Raw genomic sequence first — 17,982 nt, forward strand, 5'->3', positions numbered from 1 at the left:
CAAGTATACCCTTTGTTGCCAACTTTTAAATTTTAAAAATCTTTCTATGCGTTTATTGCTTATTACACTTTTATGGACCGCAGTTTCTTATGGTCAAGTGAATCACTATGCTATTTCTTTTGATAATGCTGTGCACCACGAGGCAGAAGTCGAGGTCACTTTTCCAAATTTAAAAGAGCTCACCGTTCACGTGCAAATGAGCCGCAGCTCACCTGGTCGATATGCGATCCATGAGTTTGCAAAAAATGTCTTTGATTTTAAAGCAACCAATAGTAAAGGAAAATTGTTGTCGGTAAAACGTCCAGATCCCTATTCTTGGGAAATAACGGGTCATGATGGAACAATCAAAATTACATACACCTTGTTTGCAAATCGAGCTGATGGTACGTACTCACAAATAGATGAGTCACATGCGCATCTTAACATGCCAGCCACTTTTATGTTTATGGAAGGTTATGAGCATAGACCTATAGAAATTAATTTTGAGGTGCGTCAAGATTTGAACTGGAAGGTAGCTACACAACTCAAAAAAATAAACGACACAAAGTACGGTGCACCAGATTTACAATACTTTTTTGACAGCCCTACGGAGATAGGTGATTACCAGCTACGCGAGTTTATGGTAGAAGGTCAAAACATACGTTTTGTTTTACATAGTAATGACACTGCCGAAGATTTTGATACCTATTGGGACAAGGTAAAGGCCATTGTTTTGGAACAAAAAGAAGTCTTTGGAGAGTTGCCTACTTATGATTATGGCGAATACACTTTTCTTGCTTGTTACGCCCCCCACGTTTCTGGTGACGGGATGGAGCACCGCAATAGTACCATCCTTACAGATAGTGAGTCACTAGCCGAAGGCGGTATGAAAGGAAACATTGTAACCGTATCGCACGAATTTTTCCACTCCTGGAATGTGGAGCGCATACGCCCAGCAGATCTACAGCCCTTTGACTTTACAGCTGCAAATATGAGTGGGTCACTTTGGTTTGCCGAAGGGTTTACCAGCTACTACACCAATCTTATTCTTGCTCGTGCTGGTGTGATATCTAGTGAAGCATATGTAGAAGGTTTGAATAGAACGTTTAATTATGTATGGAACTCACCCGCCCGCGACTATTTTAACCCTATTGAGATGAGCTACCAAGCACCTTTTGTAGATGCGGCTACATCAGTTGATCCTGTAAACAGAAATAACACCTTTATTTCCTACTATTCATATGGTAGCGTTTTAGGGCTTGCGCTTGATCTCTCCTTACGCCAACAGGGACTCAATCTCGACGATTATTTTAAAGCGGTATGGAATCAGTTTGGAAAAAAGGAGGTCTCATACAGTATTCAAGATCTTGAAAATGTGTTAGCTGGGTATGCGGGTGACGCTTTCGCGAAAGCGTTCTTCTCCCAATACATATATAACAGTAAGATGCCAGATTATCAAAACCTATTTACCAATGCCGGACTGACGATTAAACAAGACAAAAACAAACCTTATTTAGGGTTAGACCTGAACCCCTCAGAAGGCGGATTAAGCATTGCCCGAGCTACCTCAAAAGGAACACCTGCGTACTCAGCAGGTCTCAATAAAGGTGATCTTATAACCGTAATAGATGGAGAAGCGATAACGACTGTAGATGCCTATAATGAGCTAGTTAAAAAGCTTACTGTAGGTCAAACGATTGCAGTGACTTATAAACGTTTTGGTAGCGAGGCAACCACAAACCTAATAGTAAGCGCAGATCCTACCTACACCATCGCTACCGATGAAAACGCAGGTATAAAAGCTCGTAAGCTCAGAAAATACTGGTTGCAAGAAAAGTAATAGGATAATCTTTAAAAGCTATATCCCCAGCACTAAAAATAGTGCTGGGGATTTTTAGGTCTAATTTTTAAATAAAATTATTGTTTTTCAATAATTTTTATATATTTGTTATTGTAAAACGATAATAAAATGAAAAATCTCACTATTCTTAGAAAACTGATTTCTATTTACTATTACATAACTCTCTTGATATTTGCAATTGGGATGATTGTGATTCCCTATCGTTTGTCTACCCATAAGAAAATGGAGATGATTTTCTCTATTGATGCGATCGACCTTAACTATTTATCTTCTTTGCAGACTAACATTATTTTATTATATCTAGCTGGGATTTATATTTTATACATTCTAGCAATTAAGCTCATAAAAGATACCGTAGATCAACTTTCGAAAGGAGTATTTTTCACCACAGAGATTTCAAGGAAATTTAAAAATATTGGGAGATACTTTGTAGTAATAGGTATTTATGGTTCAATAGTTAAATGGCTTATAGACTTGACAGCTTTCAGTCGGATGTCTACAAATATTGAAGTGACTATGCTTGTATTTATTCTCTTTGGGCTTTTCTTTATGTTTTTGAGTGAAGCATTTGCTAAAGCACAGACTATCAATGAAGAAAACAATCTAACTATATAAACACATCAGATGAATAAACTTAAAATACTCTTAACAATTACCACCATAGGTATACTTCTCTACATATTACACTTTATTTCATTGATATATATGTGGGACTATTATACCGAATTGTACAAAGCGACAGAGGATAGAGTAGTATTTGGTAAGTATAACTTTATTATTGGGCATGTAAGCTCTGTTATTATATTCATTGGGCTTTGCCTAAGCTTTAAATGTATCTATACAATTATTAAACAAGGTTTTTTCACAGAATTAGCTAAAAAATTATTGAGAATTGCAGGAAGCATTTTCCTATTCTTAGGAGTACTAACAGGTATTATTGACATTGTAAGAGTAGCTAATGAAATGGAAGAGTCTGTGGCAATTGGAATAATACTTGTTGATTTCTTACTTACTATTGTAGGGCTTATTGTTTTAATCATAGCAGATATGGCGCAAACGGGTTACCAACTCAAATCTGAAAACGACCTAACCATATAACCTATGCCTATCACAATAAACTTAGACAAAGTACTGGTAGATCGTGAGATGAAAAGCAAGGAGCTCGCAGAGATTGTAGGGATTACAGAAGCAAATCTTTCCATACTTAAGTCAGGTAAGGCCAAGGCAGTACGCTTTTCTACCCTTGAAGCCATTTGTAAAGCGCTAGATTGCCAACCTGGGGATATACTTGCTTACACCGAATAATTCAATAAAAGAGCCCAAATTCAATTATAGAATTTGGGCTTTAAATCTTAGTAAAAGTTCTCGCTTAATCTGCTAGTACAATTACTTTATTGTTATTCATTTCGACAGTACCGCTGGCAATCGCTAGCGACCATTGACCATCTACTTTAGTAAATTTATTTTCAAATCCTTTTGCAATCGCAGGGTTTCCCTCAAAGCGTACCGTTCCTTTTTCTAGCAAAGAAACAATGGCCGCATGATTATTTAACATTTGGAATTCTCCATCTACGCCAGGTACCGTTACTGAGGTTACCTCACCGCTTACTAGAGATGCTTCTGGAGTGACAATTTCTAAATGCATAGTTTATTGTTTTGATACGTTACCGCTTTCGCGAAAGCGTAATGAAATATCTATTAAGCCTCTTGAAGCATTTTTTCTCCCGCTTCAATCGCCTCTTCGATGGTTCCTTTAAGGTTAAATGCTGCTTCTGGAAGGTGATCTAACTCTCCATCCATAATCATATTAAATCCTTTGATTGTTTCTTTAATATCTACCAATACTCCTGGGATACCTGTAAACTGCTCTGCTACGTGGAATGGCTGAGAAAGGAAACGTTGTACACGACGTGCACGTCCTACGGCCATTTTATCTTCCTCAGATAATTCTTCCATACCAAGGATAGCAATAATATCTTGAAGCTCTTTGTAACGTTGTAATAACTCTTTTACACGCTGTGCACAATCATAATGCTCATTACCTAAAATATCTGCAGTAAGGATACGTGATGTGGAATCAAGTGGATCTACCGCTGGGTAAATACCTAACTCTGCAATTTTACGTGAAAGTACTGTAGTTGCATCAAGGTGAGCAAAGGTTGTAGCTGGTGCTGGATCGGTAAGGTCATCTGCAGGTACGTAAACCGCTTGTACAGATGTAATAGATCCTCTCTTTGTAGAAGTAATACGCTCTTGCATCGCTCCCATCTCTGTTGCAAGTGTAGGTTGGTAACCTACTGCAGATGGCATACGTCCAAGAAGTGCAGATACCTCAGAACCTGCTTGTGTGAAACGGAAGATATTATCTACGAAGAAAAGTACATCTTTTCCTTGTCCTTCTCCTGCTCCATCACGGAAATACTCAGCTATCGTAAGACCTGAAAGTGCAACACGAGCACGTGCTCCAGGTGGTTCATTCATTTGACCGAATACGAAAGTTGCTTTTGAGTCTCTCATCGCTGTTTTATCAACTTTAGAAAGATCCCATCCACCTTCTTCCATAGAGTGCATAAAGTCATCTCCGTATTTGATAATACCAGACTCAAGCATCTCTCTCAAAAGGTCATTTCCTTCACGTGTACGTTCTCCAACTCCTGCAAATACAGAGAGACCACCGTGACCTTTTGCGATATTGTTAATCAACTCTTGAATAAGTACTGTTTTACCTACTCCTGCTCCACCAAATAAACCAATCTTACCACCTTTTGCGTAAGGCTCAATAAGGTCAATTACTTTAATACCCGTAAAAAGTACTTCCGTAGAGGTTGATAAATCTTCAAATTTTGGCGCGCTACGGTGTATAGGCAAACCTGCATCTCCTGCTTTAGGAAGGTTTTCCATACCATCGATAGCATCACCTATCACATTAAACAAACGACCGTAAATATCATCACCTATTGGCATTTGTATTGCAGATCCCGTTGCTACTGCATCAACTCCTCGACTTAATCCATCTGTAGAATCCATAGAGATGGTACGTACTGTATTCTCTCCAATGTGTGATTGTACTTCTAGAACAAGTAATGTTCCGTCAGCATTTGTAACTTCTAGTGAATCATAAATTTTTGGTAAGGCAGATCCGCTTTCAAAAGCGACATCTACTACTGGGCCTATAATCTGTGCAACTTTACCTGTAACCTGTGACATTAGTATCTGTTTAATGTTTAGCAAAATAAAAGTGAAAAACTTATCATTTTTCGTGGCGCAAAGATACTGTTTAATATTTTATACAGAAATAGGATTTTAAAGTTTTAATGAATCTTATTACGATAGAAGAAAATCTATGGAGTACGCTTTCGCGAAAGCAAAATATCACCATTTTAATTATGATGTCGGTTAAATTAATAATAATCCCATCTACATCAGAGAGATCTTCCTTATATTTATGGAAATCAACTTGATATCACTATGGGAATGTTTCATTACTACGATTTGGGAATATCTGAAGTTTTTGTCTTTGATGAATTTTTAGTGAATCAAATTAGGGAAGGAGTAGTTATTACTCCAGCACATAATATCGCAACACAAACAGTAATTGATCAGCATTTTGCAAATAAACCTGTAGTGTATATTTCAAACAGACACTTTTCTTATACCGTGGACCCACTTACCTATATTGAAACTTCAAAAATTCATAATTTAGTTGGTATCGCTATTGTATCTGACCAACCAGACAAGCAATCTACAGCTAATTACGAGAGTTCATTTTACAAAAAACCCTTTGAAATTTTTAATACACTTAGTGAGGCGATGGAGTGGGTACATAAAGTTGTGTTAGTAAACGAGAACTCTAACAAGAAAACTAGAAAAATTATTACTAAATGAAAAAGCCTTCTCTTGTGTGAGAAGGCTTTGACAGGTTATAAATATATTAATTATTCCACCGTTACAGATTTCGCTAGGTTGCGTGGTTGATCTACATTCTTATCAAGCATTAAAGCTATATGATAGGAAAGTAGCTGTAAGGGTATTGTTGCGAGTATAGGTGTTAATGGTTCTAGTGTCTCAGGAATTTCAATAACATGATCTGCTAGTTTTTTAACTTCTTTATCACCTTCTGTAACAATTCCAATAATTTTCCCGCTACGGGCTTTTATTTCTTCTATATTACTCACTACCTTTTCATAATGCCCTTTCTTCATGGCAATTACAAAAACAGGCATTTGCTCATCTATCAAGGCTATGGGACCATGCTTCATTTCTGCTGCTGGATATCCTTCTGCATGAATATATGAGATCTCTTTAAGCTTTAATGCTCCTTCAAGTGCCACTGGAAAATTATATCCACGTCCTAAATAAAGTGCATTTGAAGCATCCTTGTATTGTGCAGCAACAATCTCTGCCTGGTCATTGCATTTAAGCGCTTCTTCTACTTTTTTCGGAATTCGCTCTAATTCTTGTAGATAATTTCTAAAAGTTGAATCTGACATTCTACCTGTTGCCTGAGCAAGCCTTAAGGCTATTAAAGTAAGAATGGTAATTTGAGTTGTAAAAGCTTTTGTACTTGCAACGCCAATTTCTGGTCCAGCATGAGTATAAGCGCCTGCATCGGTGATTCTAGATATTGAAGAACCTACAACATTGCAAACACCAAAAACGAACGCCCCTTGCTCCTTAGCTAGCTTTATAGCAGCCATTGTATCTGCGGTCTCTCCACTTTGCGAAATAGCGATCACAACATCATCCTTAAGAATTACAGGGTTACGATATCTAAACTCAGAAGCATATTCCACTTCGACAGGGATACGTGCGAATTCTTCAAAGATATATTCTGCAACAAGACCTGCATGCCAAGAGGTACCGCAGGCAATTATAATAATGCGCCTTGCATTTTTAAATTTTTCGAGATTATCATCTACTCCAGCCATTTTAATGATCCCCTCCTTCACAAGCATGCGCCCCCTAAAAGTGTCTTTTATAGCTTGAGGTTGCTCATAAATTTCTTTAAGCATAAAATGATCGTATCCTCCTTTTTCTATTTGCTCTAGATTAAGCTTTAAGGTTTCAATATAAGGGACCACAAGTGAATCATCTTTAATATTAAATACCTTTAATTTCTTATGGTTTCTCACTACAGCCATCTCACCATCTTTTAGGTAGATGGTCTTTTTAGTATATTCTAAAAATGGAGTTGCATCTGATGCAATAAAAAATTCGTCTTTCCCTACACCAATAGCTAGCGGACTACCTAAACGTGCTACTACAATCTCATCTGGTTTTGACTTATCAAAAACAGCGATCGCATACGCCCCAATAGTCTGATTTAGTGCTATTTGCACCGCTTTCCCCAGCTTAACGTTCTCATTCTTTTTTACATCCTCAATAAGGTTCACCAAAACCTCAGTATCTGTATCCGATTCAAATGTATAACCTCTTTGAATTAATTCTTTTCTTAAAGGATCGTAATTTTCAATGATACCATTATGAATAATCACAAGGTTTCCAGAATTTGAAAAGTGTGGATGGGAATTCACATCATTAGGCACACCATGTGTAGCCCATCTTGTATGACCAATTCCAATCGAACCTTTCGTGCTTATTTCTGATTCTAGTTTATTTCGGAGATCTGAAACCTTCCCTTTTGTTTTTGAAAACTTTAGGTCAGTCCCATCATAAAGCGCAATTCCAGCACTATCGTACCCTCTATATTCTAGTCTTTCTAAACCTTGAACCACCACTGGATAAGCCTCTCGACTTCCTATATATCCAACAATTCCGCACATAAATAATTTCTTTTTAAAGTCCTAAGATAAGTCCACACGGACTGTTAGGATCAATTTCTTCTGTTGTTGTATAGTAGATGCGTAATTTAAGACGCTTTGCTTCTACTGAACTTGCATTTCCATGTAAAATAGTGCCTTCAGGAGAAATAACTGAAGATCCTGGTACTCGATTGTTATTCTCAATGTTTTCTTGACCTCCTATTAGCGAATTTCCTAGTGCTGTAACATTTTGGGATACCGCAAGACCTAAACGAACATTCGTAGAATCATTCCTTACAATATTATTAATATGCTGTGTTAATCGTAATTTATAACTTACGCCTGCACTAGTTAGGTCACCATCCACTTCTCTAGTAAGTCTTCCAAGATGATTTATTCTTGTATCCAAAGCACCACTCGTAGCACCTGTAGTTGGATCTAATGCAGCATCTAAAAGTGTTGAATTATTATCAAAGTCATAAATAAATATACGTTCAGGCTCATTAACACCAGTACCTTCTTGGCCTAAGTTTTCTTGATCAACATAAAAAATCAGATTCGCTTCGCGAATAAGTACATTACAAGAACGCAAGATCTCTAATTCTTCTGAAAAACCATCTTCATCTCTACCGAAAAGATCAATTAGCGCAATTGAGCCATCTCCTCCTTTTAAAAATAGGTTTTCCTCACCATCAACAGTATTTTGATTCGAATTAAAATCAACAGCTCCTATAGGGCTCATAGTAAAATCATTGTCAAACTGAACAGCATTTACACCTCCTAAGTTTAATACAATATTACCTGTATTATTATCTGAGATGGAATCTGGATCATCATTTGTATTCTCTCCAGTAAAGGAGTAGTATATAGTAATATTACTTTGAAGTGGATTGAAAATAAAATAACTCCCATTCCCTCCTATATTTTCAGCTTTAAAATACAGACCTCTAAAATAGTCTACAAATGAATTTTGATTAAGCAATACATTTTGACCTTCTTGATTAATAATCACCTCATTCCAATCTATCGCTCCTAATGTAACACCGTCCTCGTTCTCACTTGGGTCATCTAATCTTACTCGTAATCTTGGAGACAAACGCTCTGAAATTTCCAATTCTTCGGGGACTACTGGATCACCGTTTTCATCTAGTACGGGAGTTTTAAGTTCAATTTCAGAAGCACTTGGAGAAAATTCCGAATGTTCAAAAATAAGTTCACCTTCTACTCCTGTAAATCCACCAATCTCATTAGAGAAATAAACAGCTGGGTTTTCAAAATCTGAGTCTGGATCAAGACTATTTAAAAAGTAATTGGAGCGGTATAAGGATAATTTCATATCTCCAGAATTACCAAATAATGAATCAATAGCGTAAGTATTGTTGCCTTCATCATCAGTGTCTACTATCTGAGAAAAATAAGGCATTGAAAAAACAACACTATCAATAACAGTTTCATTACCAAAATCTGGATTATAATTAGAGAGTGTAACTTGAGACAATAAAGATGCTGTAGTAGGTCCGTAAACAGGATCATTATAAAACCCTAAAACTCCTGCAGGTAGATTATTTGTTTGCACTCCATTAAAAGAAGTGCCATCTGCATAGTTTTTACTATAAGCTGCAACTTTAAAATCAGCAGCGAGGTTGGTATCAAAATTAACCTCACCAACAATATCTGTTCCTAAAGTACCAAAATCTTCTTCACACGCTACTATTAAAAATGCAAACCCTATAACCGCTAGGATTTGCTTTACAAAATTCTTTACTTTCATAAACTATTCTTCTTCTAAAACTTGGGTAGTGTAAAATTCCTCATAAGCCTGAGGAAACTCCTCTTTCTTCTTATAAGGCAATACTGGAATCTCTGATGCATTAACAATCTCCATAAGATTCTCATCAAGTTCTGGCGAGCCAACGATTACTGCATCACTATTCTTTACAGTAACTTTCATGAGATTCTCATAAGTAGGACTCTCTAACTCTTCAATGGTTTGAGGGTCTACACCATCAAAAGCGATTTTATTTATTAATTCTTCATTCAAAGCACCTTCAAAGCCTTGATTATATATAGATGTTACAATTTTACTTTGCGCAAATAATGGCTCACTTGCGTAATATTGCTTTAAGTAAAGTGGTAGTAGAGAAGCTAACCAACCTTGTACGTGAATAATATCTGGAGCCCAGTTTAATTTTTTTACTGTTTCTACGACACCTTTTGCAAAGAAAATGGCACGCTCATCATTATCTGGAAAAAGGTTTCCTTCTTCATCTGTAAACGTAGCTTTACGTTTAAAATACTCTTCATTATCTATAAAGTATACCTGTATACGCTCTTTAGGGATAGATGCAACCTTAATTATTAAGGGCATATCAAAATCATTGATAACTAAATTCATTCCCGAAAGTCGTATCACTTCGTGTAGTTGGTGTCTGCGCTCGTTAATGTTACCGTAACGCGGCATAAATATGCGTATCTGACCACCTTTGGAATTTACCATTTGTGGTGCATCAAACGACATAGAGGCAATCTCGGTCTCTGGCAGGTAAGGAATCACTTCAGATGACACGTACAATATCCTCTTATCTTTCATATATCAATTATTAGGTTGTTAATCTTTGTAAAAAACACGCAAAAGTACGAATTTTTACGCACTTAGCAGTAATATTAGTAAGTTTGCACTCCGTTAAAATTTAAAGTAAAGTGCAGGTTATCACCGCTCATCATAAAATTCAGACTCATATCCAAGAAGCAAAAACTTCTGGAAAAACCATCGGTTTTGTACCCACAATGGGTGCACTACATGAGGGTCATGCATCATTAGTAAATTATGCCAGCAAAGACTGTGCCTTAGTTGTAGTAAGCATTTTTGTCAACCCAACGCAATTTAACAACGCATCAGATTTAGAAACATATCCCCGTACTTTAGATGCAGACGTGGCTTTTTTAAATGCGCTTTCAAAAGATATTATCATTTATGCACCATCTGCGAAAGAGGTATATGGGGACAACATATCTTCTGATGAATACAATTTTGGAGAGCTAGAAAATGTAATGGAAGGCGCTCACAGACCCGGACATTTTGATGGTGTAGGAACTGTTTTAAATAAGCTTTTTAGACAAATAAATCCAGATAGAGCCTACTTTGGAGAAAAAGATTTCCAGCAGCTCGCTATAGTAAAACGTCTAGTAAAAAAGGAAAGACTCAGTGTAGAAATTATAGGATGCCCCATCTATAGAGAAAATAATGGACTGGCTATGAGTAGCCGTAACGCACGTTTAACACCTAAACAACTTACCGTCGCACCTTTCATCTACAAAACATTGAAGGAGGTAAAAAAAAGATTCCACAAAGATTCTGCTAGTGTTTTAAAAGATTTTGTACAACGTAAGTTTTCAGAGATAGAGAGTCTTGAGCTAGAATACTTTGAAATAGCAAATGCACAAAACTTACAACCGCTTTCGCGAAAGCGATCTGAAACAAAATACCGTGCTTTTCTAGCAGTCTATGCTGGAGAAGTAAGACTCATCGATAATATCGCCTTAAATTAGACCAATTTCATACCTTTGCACTCTATGTTAGTAAATGTTGTAAAATCGAAAATACACCGCGTTACAGTCACAGGCGCGGAGCTTCACTATATAGGGAGCATCACTATAGATGAGGACTTAATGGACGCAGCAAATGTGATTGAAGGAGAGCGCGTTCAAATTGTTAATGTAACAAATGGCGAGCGACTGGAGACGTATGCAATCCCAGGACCTAGAAAGAGTGGAGAAATTACCCTCAATGGCGCAGCAGCTAGGAAAGTAGCAAAAGGAGATATTCTTATCCTAATTGTCTATGCTTTTATGGAAGTTGAGGAGGCAAAAAAATTCAAGCCTACCTTGTGTTTCCCAAATGAAGATACAAATTTGCTCAATTAACAATTGGCTTCCAAAAAATATTTAAATACAATTCTAAAGATCATACTCCCACTCGTGGGAGTTTTTTTAGTCTGGTATCAGCTCAGTAAAATGACTGCCCTCGAGCGTGATTCTATGTGGGAAGCCATTATAGCGGTTAACCCTATTTGGATTATACTATCCATTCTTTTTGGAATTTTAAGTCATCTATCAAGAGCATATCGCTGGGGTTTTTTACTGGAGCCATTAGGTTATAAACCAAGGTTAGCCAACAGTTTTATGGCTATCATGATAGGCTATTTTGCAAATACATTTGTCATCAGATCTGGAGAAGTACTTCGGGCTGTTTCTCTTAGTAAAACTGATAACATACCTTTTGAAAAAGGCTTTGGAACCATAGTAGCTGGTCGTATAGCAGATCTTATTTTATTAATAATTATTATGACTACTGCTGTGATGTTACAATCTACAGCCTTGATCTCCTACTTTAAGGAACACGCAAATCCTTTAGGATTTATGATCCTATTAATTTTGGGCATAGGTATAGGCATTTTAGGACTGCGATTACTTCAAAAATCATCCCACCCTCTTATTAAAAAAATCAGAGATTTTGGCTTAGGCTTACTAGATGGTGTAAAAAGTATTTTACACTTGAAAAATAATGCTGCATTCATATTTCACTCTCTTTTTATCTGGACCATGTACATTGGCATGTTTTGGATAATGAAGTTTGCAGTAGAAGGTACCTCTGAAGCTCCCTTTGGAGTTATCCTTGCAGCATTTGTAGTGGGCGGCTTTTCAATGAGTGCCACAAATGGTGGCACAGGATTGTACCCAATAGCCATGGCTGCGATTTTTTCGTTTTTTGGATATGAAGATGGAGCTACTTTCGGATGGTTATTATGGGGAACACAAACGATCTTTAATATACTAGTAGGAGGGATTTGCTCCTTGATTTTACTATTCTATAAGAAAGATTGATATTTTTAGTACTTTCACACCTTAAATCGTATAAAATAATCACTATGAAGAATTACCTTCTAATTCTAGCTTTCATATGTACGTATTATCCTACTCTTTCTCAAATTGATTATAAAGAAATACAATCTGAAAAACTTGGATCTACACGTCAACTCAAAATACAACTACCCCGTAATTATGATGAGAATCCAGAAAAATCATACCCTATTATAATTGTATTTGATGGAGATTATCTTTTTGAGCCTGTAGCGGGTAACGTAGACTATTACAGTTATTGGGAAGAAATGCCTCAGGTAATCGTGGTAGGAATTAATCAAGATAGATCTCGAGAAGATGATACCTATTATGAAGATGTAAATTTTTTTCCTGCAGATACAGGCGTAGATTTTTTTGAATTTATAGGGATGGAATTAATGCCATATCTAGATAAAAATTATAGAACAACTAACTTTAGGGTAGCTGTGGGACACGACCTTACAGCAAACTTTATGAATTTTTATCTTATGAAAGACCCTGTGTTGTTCCAAGGATACATCTCTCTTAGTCCTGACTTATCTGGAAAAATGGAGGAACGTATTACATCTAGGCTTTCTGTAATAGAACAAAAATTATTCTATTATTTAGCCACTGGCACTGATGACATAAGTGTACTAAGAGACCCTATTTTAGAACTCAACAGTAAGATAAAACAGATAGATAATGAAAGTTTACAATATAATTTTGACAACTTTCAAGGAGCAACTCACTACTCATTAGTAGGTAGAGCTATTCCAAAAGCATTAGAGAAAATGTTTTCTATTTATAGACCCATTAGCAAAAAAGATTATAATGATGTTATTTTAAAAAGTGATGCTCCTTATGATTACTTAGTTGATAAATATGACACTATAGAAACATTGTTTGGGTTAATTGACCCCATCAGAGTAAACGATTATATTGCTATTTCAACTGCATTAGAAAAGAAAGAGGATTGGGAAGCACTCGAAGAATTAGGAAAATTAGCAAGAAAGCAATATCCAGATACGATGCTTGGCAATTATTATATCGCTTTGTCACTAGAAATGTTAGGGGAGCCTAAAAAAGCTATGAGAGCTTATCAAAATGCATTTCTTCTAGAAGAAGTGTCTTACATCACCAAGGATTTAATGCTTGAAAAATCTGATAAAATCAAAGAAGATTTTGGTTACTAATACAATTACGCTTTCGCGAAAGCAACCAATAAAATTAAAAAAAGGGCTTATAAAAGCCCTTTCTTTGTTTATCGACATACCCCCTACAGTACGCCCATAAATTCTAATTGTAAATATATACGTAATACAAATAAGAACGGTTTTCAATTAAATAAAAAATTGAAAAAAAATTATTGTTCTATGTGATTACTTAATTTAGCTGAAAGTCTTCACCTATGGCAAAAACTAAAACAACTTTCTTCTGTCAAAACTGCGGTACCCAACATGCAAAATGGCAAGGGCAATGTAATGCTTGTAAGCAATGGAATACCATTGTAGAAGAAGTTGTTCAAAAAGCTGATAAAAAAGACTGGAAATCTGATGCAAAAAAAGTTTCTGGGATTACACGCACCAGCAAACCTTTAAAAATTGCTGACATTTCAACAACTTCAGAGGCACGTATGAACACTAAGAATGGTGAACTTAATCGTGTTCTTGGTGGTGGCTTGGTACCCGGATCACTCACTTTACTTGGCGGTGAGCCTGGAATAGGGAAGAGTACACTTCTTCTTCAAATATCGCTAGCACTTCCCTATAAAACACTGTATGTGTCTGGTGAAGAAAGCCAACAGCAAATAAAAATGCGTGCAGAACGCATTAATCCTAATAGCGATCAGTGTTATATTCTTACGGAAACCAAGACACAAAATATTTTTCGTCATGTGGAAGAGATTCAACCTGATATAGTAATTATAGATTCCATACAAACGCTACATTCTGACCATATTGAAAGTACCGCTGGAAGTATTTCTCAAATACGAGAAACCACCTCTGAACTTATTCGCTTTGCAAAAGAAACTGCAACACCTGTTATCCTGATAGGCCATATTACAAAAGACGGGAATATTGCTGGGCCAAAAATTTTAGAACACATGGTAGACACCGTTCTTCAGTTTGAAGGTGATCGCAATCATGTATATCGCATCCTTCGTGCACATAAAAATAGATTTGGTAGCACAAACGAGTTAGGCATTTATGAAATGCAAGGCAGCGGTTTACGAGAAGTAAGCAACCCAAGTGAGATACTTATTTCAAAAAATGAAGAAGAATTAAGTGGTACTGCCATAGCGACCACTATGGAAGGAATGCGTCCACTTATGATAGAGATACAGGCTTTGGTAAGCACGGCAGTTTATGGTACACCACAACGTAGTTCTACGGGTTACAATGTAAAGCGACTTAATATGCTACTGGCTGTTCTTGAAAAAAGAGCTGGATTTAAATTAGGCGCAAAAGATGTTTTCCTGAACGTTACTGGAGGTATTTCTGTAGATGACCCTGCAATAGATCTTGCCGTAGTGGCAGCTGTGCTTTCAAGTAATGTAGATATACCCGTAGATAAGTCTATGTGTTTTGCTGCAGAAATTGGTCTAGCCGGCGAAGTGCGACCCGTAAATCGTGTCGAACAACGTATTGTAGAAGCAGAAAAATTAGGATTCACTAGTATTGTGATTTCAAAATATTGTAAAATTCCAGATACAAATTATCATATTACAGTAATTAAAGTAGCAAAAGTACACGATGTGGTGAGACATCTTTTTGGCTAAACACGTCACGTTGTAAAAATTCTTACACCCTATGAAAGTATTAACTTTGGCATCTTTTCTGTATAGTCCTTAGAGTGAAAAACCGTTTCCTCTATTTTGTAATTATTGTTTTTTTGTGCCTAAGCTGCAATCAAGTACAGCAGGCGACAGATGCCATCACCCAGCCCTCGGCAAGAGAAGTGTATGCCCGATCTTTTGACAAAGCAGATAGTTTATATTTAAAATGGAATACCGCTTTCGCGAAAGCGTATAAAGACACCTCAAAATATCCTTTAGAAGAAATTAAACTAGAACTCCCACATACCACCGTTGGTCAATTTTCTGAATTAAATTTACAACCACTATCCTATACATTTAAATTATCGCAAGGAGAAATTCTAATTGCCGAAGTCTCAACAGAGGTGGATAGTAACCTTGTTTTTCTTGATTTATTTGAGTGGGAAAATGACAGTTTAATTGGTCAACAAATATTAAAGTCAAGTCAACGAGACGAAAAAGCTTTGAAATTTGAAGTAAAAAAAACAGCAAACTATGTTTTACTACTACATCCAGAGTTAGAAGCTTCCTCCTCTTTTTCTCTTAAAATATATAGTCAGCCTCAATATCAATTTCCGGTTAGTAATAAGGGAAATAAAGCAGTTCAAAGTTTTTGGGGTGACTCGCGAGGGGGAGGCAAACGCTCACACAAGGGTATAGACATTTTTGCCTCCCGCGGCACACCTGTAATCGCTAGTACAAATGGAATTGTAACCTCCACAGGAGAGAGAGGGTTAGGTGGGAAACAAGTATGGATAAGAGATGGCTTCTTTGGTCAATCCCTATATTATGCACATCTCGATAGCATTATCGCAAGGTCTGGGCAACGCGTAAAAATAGGAGATACTTTAGGACTCGTGGTTAATACTGGTAATGCAAGAACAACACCACCCCATCTACACTTTGGTATTTATAATCGTAGCGGTGCTGTAAATCCGTATCCTTTTGTGAAGCACCAACAGATACCCAAGATAAATGATTCTCTTAATTCCAGTTTTGGAATAATCAAAAACCTAGCAAACTTAAGACTTCAACCTAATTCAAAAGGCTTAAAAATAGCACAGCTTAACAAGAATGATTCTGTACAGGTGGTTGAAAAATCTTCAAACTGGCTTCGGGTCTCAACGCAAGATTCCTTTAATGGATATATCTATAAAACCTCTATAAAATTGATTTCAAGCAATTAACGTTTCTTTAATGAGTCCCCATGTAGAGAGCAGTATCTTTAGTTTAAGAAAAACTGACGCTTATGTTCTCAAAAATAAAACAAACCATCTCCCTACTTAAAGATGTAGACTTAACAGCTATTGCAAAACTATCTGAAAAGGTAGATCTCTCTGAAGTAATGACAGCAGTAGGCGGTCTAGATGATCGCCAACTTAAAGGACTCATGAAAATGCTTAAAAGCCAGAGTAAAAAAGGGAAAAAGCAGATTCCAGAGGTAGATGGAGATTTTTATGATCTAGCCTTGCAACTTACTCCAGAACAAAGAGCGCTACAACTAAAGGTGCGTGCTTTCATGGAGAAGGAAATAGAACCTATTGCTAATGATTTTTGGAACAGAGCTGAGTTTCCACATCACGTGATTCCAAAATTTGCAGAACTAAATATTGCTGGGCTTGCCTATCACGGTTATGGCTGCGCAGGTGAAACTTTTCTTACAGAAGGTATTATCGCTATGGAACTTGCTCGTGTAGATGTGTCTTTATCTACATTCTTTGGCGTACATAGTGGTCTTGCAATGGGTTCTATCTACCTCTGTGGCAGTGAGGAACAAAAACAACACTGGTTACCAAAAATGCAGCGTATGGAAAAAATAGGTGCCTTTGGACTCACAGAGCCAGATGTAGGTTCTGGAGCAGCCGGTGGTTTAGGCACTACTTGTAAAAAAGAAGGAGATGAGTGGGTGCTTAATGGTCAAAAAAAGTGGATAGGCAATGCCACCTTTGCAGATGTGATAATCATCTGGGCACGTGATGTAGATAGCGATCAAGTAAAAGGATTTTTAGTAGAAAAAGGAGCTGAAGGGTTTTCTGTTGAAAAAATGGAAGATAAAATGGCCTTGAGAACCGTTCAAAACGGACTCATCACGCTAGAAAATTGCCGCATTACAGAAAGTAATCGCTTGCAAAATGCAAATTCTTTTAAAGACACAGCGTCTGTTCTAAAAATGACACGGGCTGCTGTTGCATGGCAAGCTGTAGGATGTGCGAGGGGTGCGTATGAAAATGCACTTGCGTACACCACAAAACGAGAACAATTTGGCAGACCCATTGCCTCATTCCAACTCATACAGAATCATCTCGTTGAGATGTTGTCTAACCTTACTGCAATGCAAACATTATGTTTTCGGCTTTCGCAATTACAAGATCAGGAGTTACTCACAGATGAGCATGCTTCACTTGCCAAAGTGTTCTGTTCTATGCGCACACGTGATGTCGTAAGTCGTGCTCGCGAAGTAATGGGTGGCAATGGTATCTTACTAGAGCACAACGTCGCAAGGTTTGTGGCAGATGCTGAGGCTATTTATTCTTATGAAGGGACTAAGGAAATTAACACTCTTATAGTGGGTAGAGCCATCACTGGATTTAGCGCTTTTGTGAGCTAAAGAGTACTATTGATTTGTACGCTTTCGCGAAAGCGTAACTCTAAACCTAAAAGACCTGTCTATTTAAATATAGACA

General features: G+C 37.0%; 17 protein-coding genes. 12 read left to right on the forward strand and 5 right to left on the reverse strand.

Annotated features, from left to right (window positions below):
• The first annotated feature begins 46 nt into the window (after positions 1–46).
• The 4 genes from OD90_RS07825 (at position 47) to OD90_RS07840 (ending at position 3,145) form a co-directional block, all read left to right on the forward strand.
• Positions 47–1,819: a M61 family metallopeptidase gene (locus tag OD90_RS07825; protein WP_144668607.1), complete on the forward strand. Its 1,773-nt coding sequence runs from the start codon at positions 47–49 to the stop codon at positions 1,817–1,819.
• A 129-nt stretch (positions 1,820–1,948) separates the two neighbouring features.
• The gene (locus tag OD90_RS07830) at positions 1,949–2,455 is read left to right on the forward strand and encodes a DUF2975 domain-containing protein (RefSeq protein WP_144668609.1); all 507 of its coding nucleotides are present in this window, start codon (positions 1,949–1,951) and stop codon (positions 2,453–2,455) included.
• A 9-nt stretch (positions 2,456–2,464) separates the two neighbouring features.
• Positions 2,465–2,938 (forward strand): DUF2975 domain-containing protein, encoded by a 474-nt coding sequence (locus tag OD90_RS07835; RefSeq protein WP_144668611.1) that lies wholly within the window; start codon positions 2,465–2,467, stop codon positions 2,936–2,938.
• A gap of 3 nt (positions 2,939–2,941) precedes the next feature.
• Positions 2,942–3,145 (forward strand): helix-turn-helix domain-containing protein, encoded by a 204-nt coding sequence (locus OD90_RS07840; protein WP_144668613.1) that lies wholly within the window; start codon positions 2,942–2,944, stop codon positions 3,143–3,145.
• A 64-nt stretch (positions 3,146–3,209) separates the two neighbouring features.
• Here OD90_RS07840 and OD90_RS07845 read toward each other — a convergent pair whose 3' ends face one another.
• Positions 3,210–3,485 carry a FoF1 ATP synthase subunit delta/epsilon gene (locus OD90_RS07845; protein WP_144668615.1) on the reverse strand — a complete coding sequence of 92 codons (276 nt, stop codon included), beginning with the start codon at positions 3,483–3,485 and terminating at the stop codon, positions 3,210–3,212.
• 53 nt (positions 3,486–3,538) lie between these two features.
• A complete protein-coding gene (gene atpD / locus OD90_RS07850; protein WP_144668617.1) occupies positions 3,539–5,047 on the reverse strand; it encodes a F0F1 ATP synthase subunit beta in 1,509 nt (502 codons plus the stop codon).
• Between the two features lie 267 nt (positions 5,048–5,314).
• Here atpD and OD90_RS07855 point away from each other — a divergent pair, with 267 nt between their 5' ends.
• Entirely contained in the window at positions 5,315–5,725 is a 411-nt protein-coding gene (locus tag OD90_RS07855) for a hypothetical protein (protein ID WP_261374483.1), read from the forward strand.
• A gap of 50 nt (positions 5,726–5,775) precedes the next feature.
• On the opposite strand, the gene glmS is transcribed toward OD90_RS07855, so the two are convergent.
• Genes glmS through OD90_RS07870 form a run of 3 tightly spaced genes read right to left on the reverse strand, consistent with a single transcriptional unit; the run spans position 5,776 to position 10,192 of the window.
• Complete coding sequence (glmS, locus tag OD90_RS07860) at positions 5,776–7,623, reverse strand: glutamine--fructose-6-phosphate transaminase (isomerizing) (RefSeq protein WP_144668621.1); 1,848 nt, start codon at positions 7,621–7,623, stop codon at positions 5,776–5,778.
• Between the two features lie 13 nt (positions 7,624–7,636).
• Positions 7,637–9,373: a DUF4270 domain-containing protein gene (locus tag OD90_RS07865; protein ID WP_144668623.1), complete on the reverse strand. Its 1,737-nt coding sequence runs from the start codon at positions 9,371–9,373 to the stop codon at positions 7,637–7,639.
• 3 nt (positions 9,374–9,376) lie between these two features.
• Positions 9,377–10,192 (reverse strand): glycogen/starch synthase, encoded by an 816-nt coding sequence (locus tag OD90_RS07870; protein ID WP_144668625.1) that lies wholly within the window; start codon positions 10,190–10,192, stop codon positions 9,377–9,379.
• Between the two features lie 110 nt (positions 10,193–10,302).
• Here OD90_RS07870 and panC point away from each other — a divergent pair, with 110 nt between their 5' ends.
• The 7 genes from panC (at position 10,303) to OD90_RS07905 (ending at position 17,906) form a co-directional block, all read left to right on the forward strand.
• Entirely contained in the window at positions 10,303–11,151 is an 849-nt protein-coding gene (gene panC / locus OD90_RS07875; RefSeq protein ID WP_144668627.1) for a pantoate--beta-alanine ligase, read from the forward strand.
• A gap of 24 nt (positions 11,152–11,175) precedes the next feature.
• Positions 11,176–11,526: an aspartate 1-decarboxylase gene (gene panD, locus OD90_RS07880; RefSeq protein WP_144668629.1), complete on the forward strand. Its 351-nt coding sequence runs from the start codon at positions 11,176–11,178 to the stop codon at positions 11,524–11,526.
• Positions 11,527–11,580: 54 nt separating this feature from the next.
• Positions 11,581–12,486, forward strand: coding sequence for a YbhN family protein (locus tag OD90_RS07885; protein WP_144668631.1), 906 nt, complete (start codon positions 11,581–11,583; stop codon positions 12,484–12,486).
• Positions 12,487–12,530: 44 nt separating this feature from the next.
• Positions 12,531–13,676 (forward strand): alpha/beta hydrolase, encoded by a 1,146-nt coding sequence (locus tag OD90_RS07890; RefSeq protein ID WP_144668633.1) that lies wholly within the window; start codon positions 12,531–12,533, stop codon positions 13,674–13,676.
• A gap of 215 nt (positions 13,677–13,891) precedes the next feature.
• On the forward strand, positions 13,892–15,262 hold the full coding sequence (gene radA / locus OD90_RS07895; RefSeq protein ID WP_144668635.1) for a DNA repair protein RadA: 1,371 nt from the start codon (positions 13,892–13,894) through the stop codon (positions 15,260–15,262).
• Between the two features lie 74 nt (positions 15,263–15,336).
• A complete protein-coding gene (locus OD90_RS07900; protein ID WP_144668637.1) occupies positions 15,337–16,485 on the forward strand; it encodes a peptidoglycan DD-metalloendopeptidase family protein in 1,149 nt (382 codons plus the stop codon).
• A gap of 62 nt (positions 16,486–16,547) precedes the next feature.
• A complete protein-coding gene (locus OD90_RS07905) occupies positions 16,548–17,906 on the forward strand; it encodes an acyl-CoA dehydrogenase family protein (protein ID WP_144668639.1) in 1,359 nt (452 codons plus the stop codon).
• The last annotated feature ends 76 nt before the right edge of the window (positions 17,907–17,982 follow it).

The organism is Dokdonia sp. Hel_I_53, assembly GCF_007827465.1.
Taxonomy (GTDB): Bacteria; Bacteroidota; Bacteroidia; order Flavobacteriales; family Flavobacteriaceae; genus Dokdonia.

What these genes read in the sequence shown, in the direction of transcription:
- OD90_RS07825 (WP_144668607.1), top strand. Translation starts at nt 47, where the DNA reads ATGCGTTTATTGCTTATTACACTTTTATGGACCGCAGTTTCTTATGGT.
- OD90_RS07830 (WP_144668609.1), top strand. Translation starts at nt 1,949, where the DNA reads ATGAAAAATCTCACTATTCTTAGAAAACTGATTTCTATTTACTATTAC.
- OD90_RS07835 (WP_144668611.1), top strand. Translation starts at nt 2,465, where the DNA reads ATGAATAAACTTAAAATACTCTTAACAATTACCACCATAGGTATACTT.
- OD90_RS07840 (WP_144668613.1), top strand. Translation starts at nt 2,942, where the DNA reads ATGCCTATCACAATAAACTTAGACAAAGTACTGGTAGATCGTGAGATG.
- OD90_RS07845 (WP_144668615.1), bottom strand. Translation starts at nt 3,485, where the DNA reads ATGCATTTAGAAATTGTCACTCCAGAAGCATCTCTAGTAAGCGGTGAG.
- atpD (WP_144668617.1), bottom strand. Translation starts at nt 5,047, where the DNA reads ATGTCACAGGTTACAGGTAAAGTTGCACAGATTATAGGCCCAGTAGTA.
- OD90_RS07855 (WP_261374483.1), top strand. Translation starts at nt 5,315, where the DNA reads ATGTTTCATTACTACGATTTGGGAATATCTGAAGTTTTTGTCTTTGAT.
- glmS (WP_144668621.1), bottom strand. Translation starts at nt 7,623, where the DNA reads ATGTGCGGAATTGTTGGATATATAGGAAGTCGAGAGGCTTATCCAGTG.
- OD90_RS07865 (WP_144668623.1), bottom strand. Translation starts at nt 9,373, where the DNA reads ATGAAAGTAAAGAATTTTGTAAAGCAAATCCTAGCGGTTATAGGGTTT.
- OD90_RS07870 (WP_144668625.1), bottom strand. Translation starts at nt 10,192, where the DNA reads ATGAAAGATAAGAGGATATTGTACGTGTCATCTGAAGTGATTCCTTAC.
- panD (WP_144668629.1), top strand. Translation starts at nt 11,176, where the DNA reads ATGTTAGTAAATGTTGTAAAATCGAAAATACACCGCGTTACAGTCACA.
- OD90_RS07890 (WP_144668633.1), top strand. Translation starts at nt 12,531, where the DNA reads ATGAAGAATTACCTTCTAATTCTAGCTTTCATATGTACGTATTATCCT.
- radA (WP_144668635.1), top strand. Translation starts at nt 13,892, where the DNA reads ATGGCAAAAACTAAAACAACTTTCTTCTGTCAAAACTGCGGTACCCAA.
- OD90_RS07905 (WP_144668639.1), top strand. Translation starts at nt 16,548, where the DNA reads ATGTTCTCAAAAATAAAACAAACCATCTCCCTACTTAAAGATGTAGAC.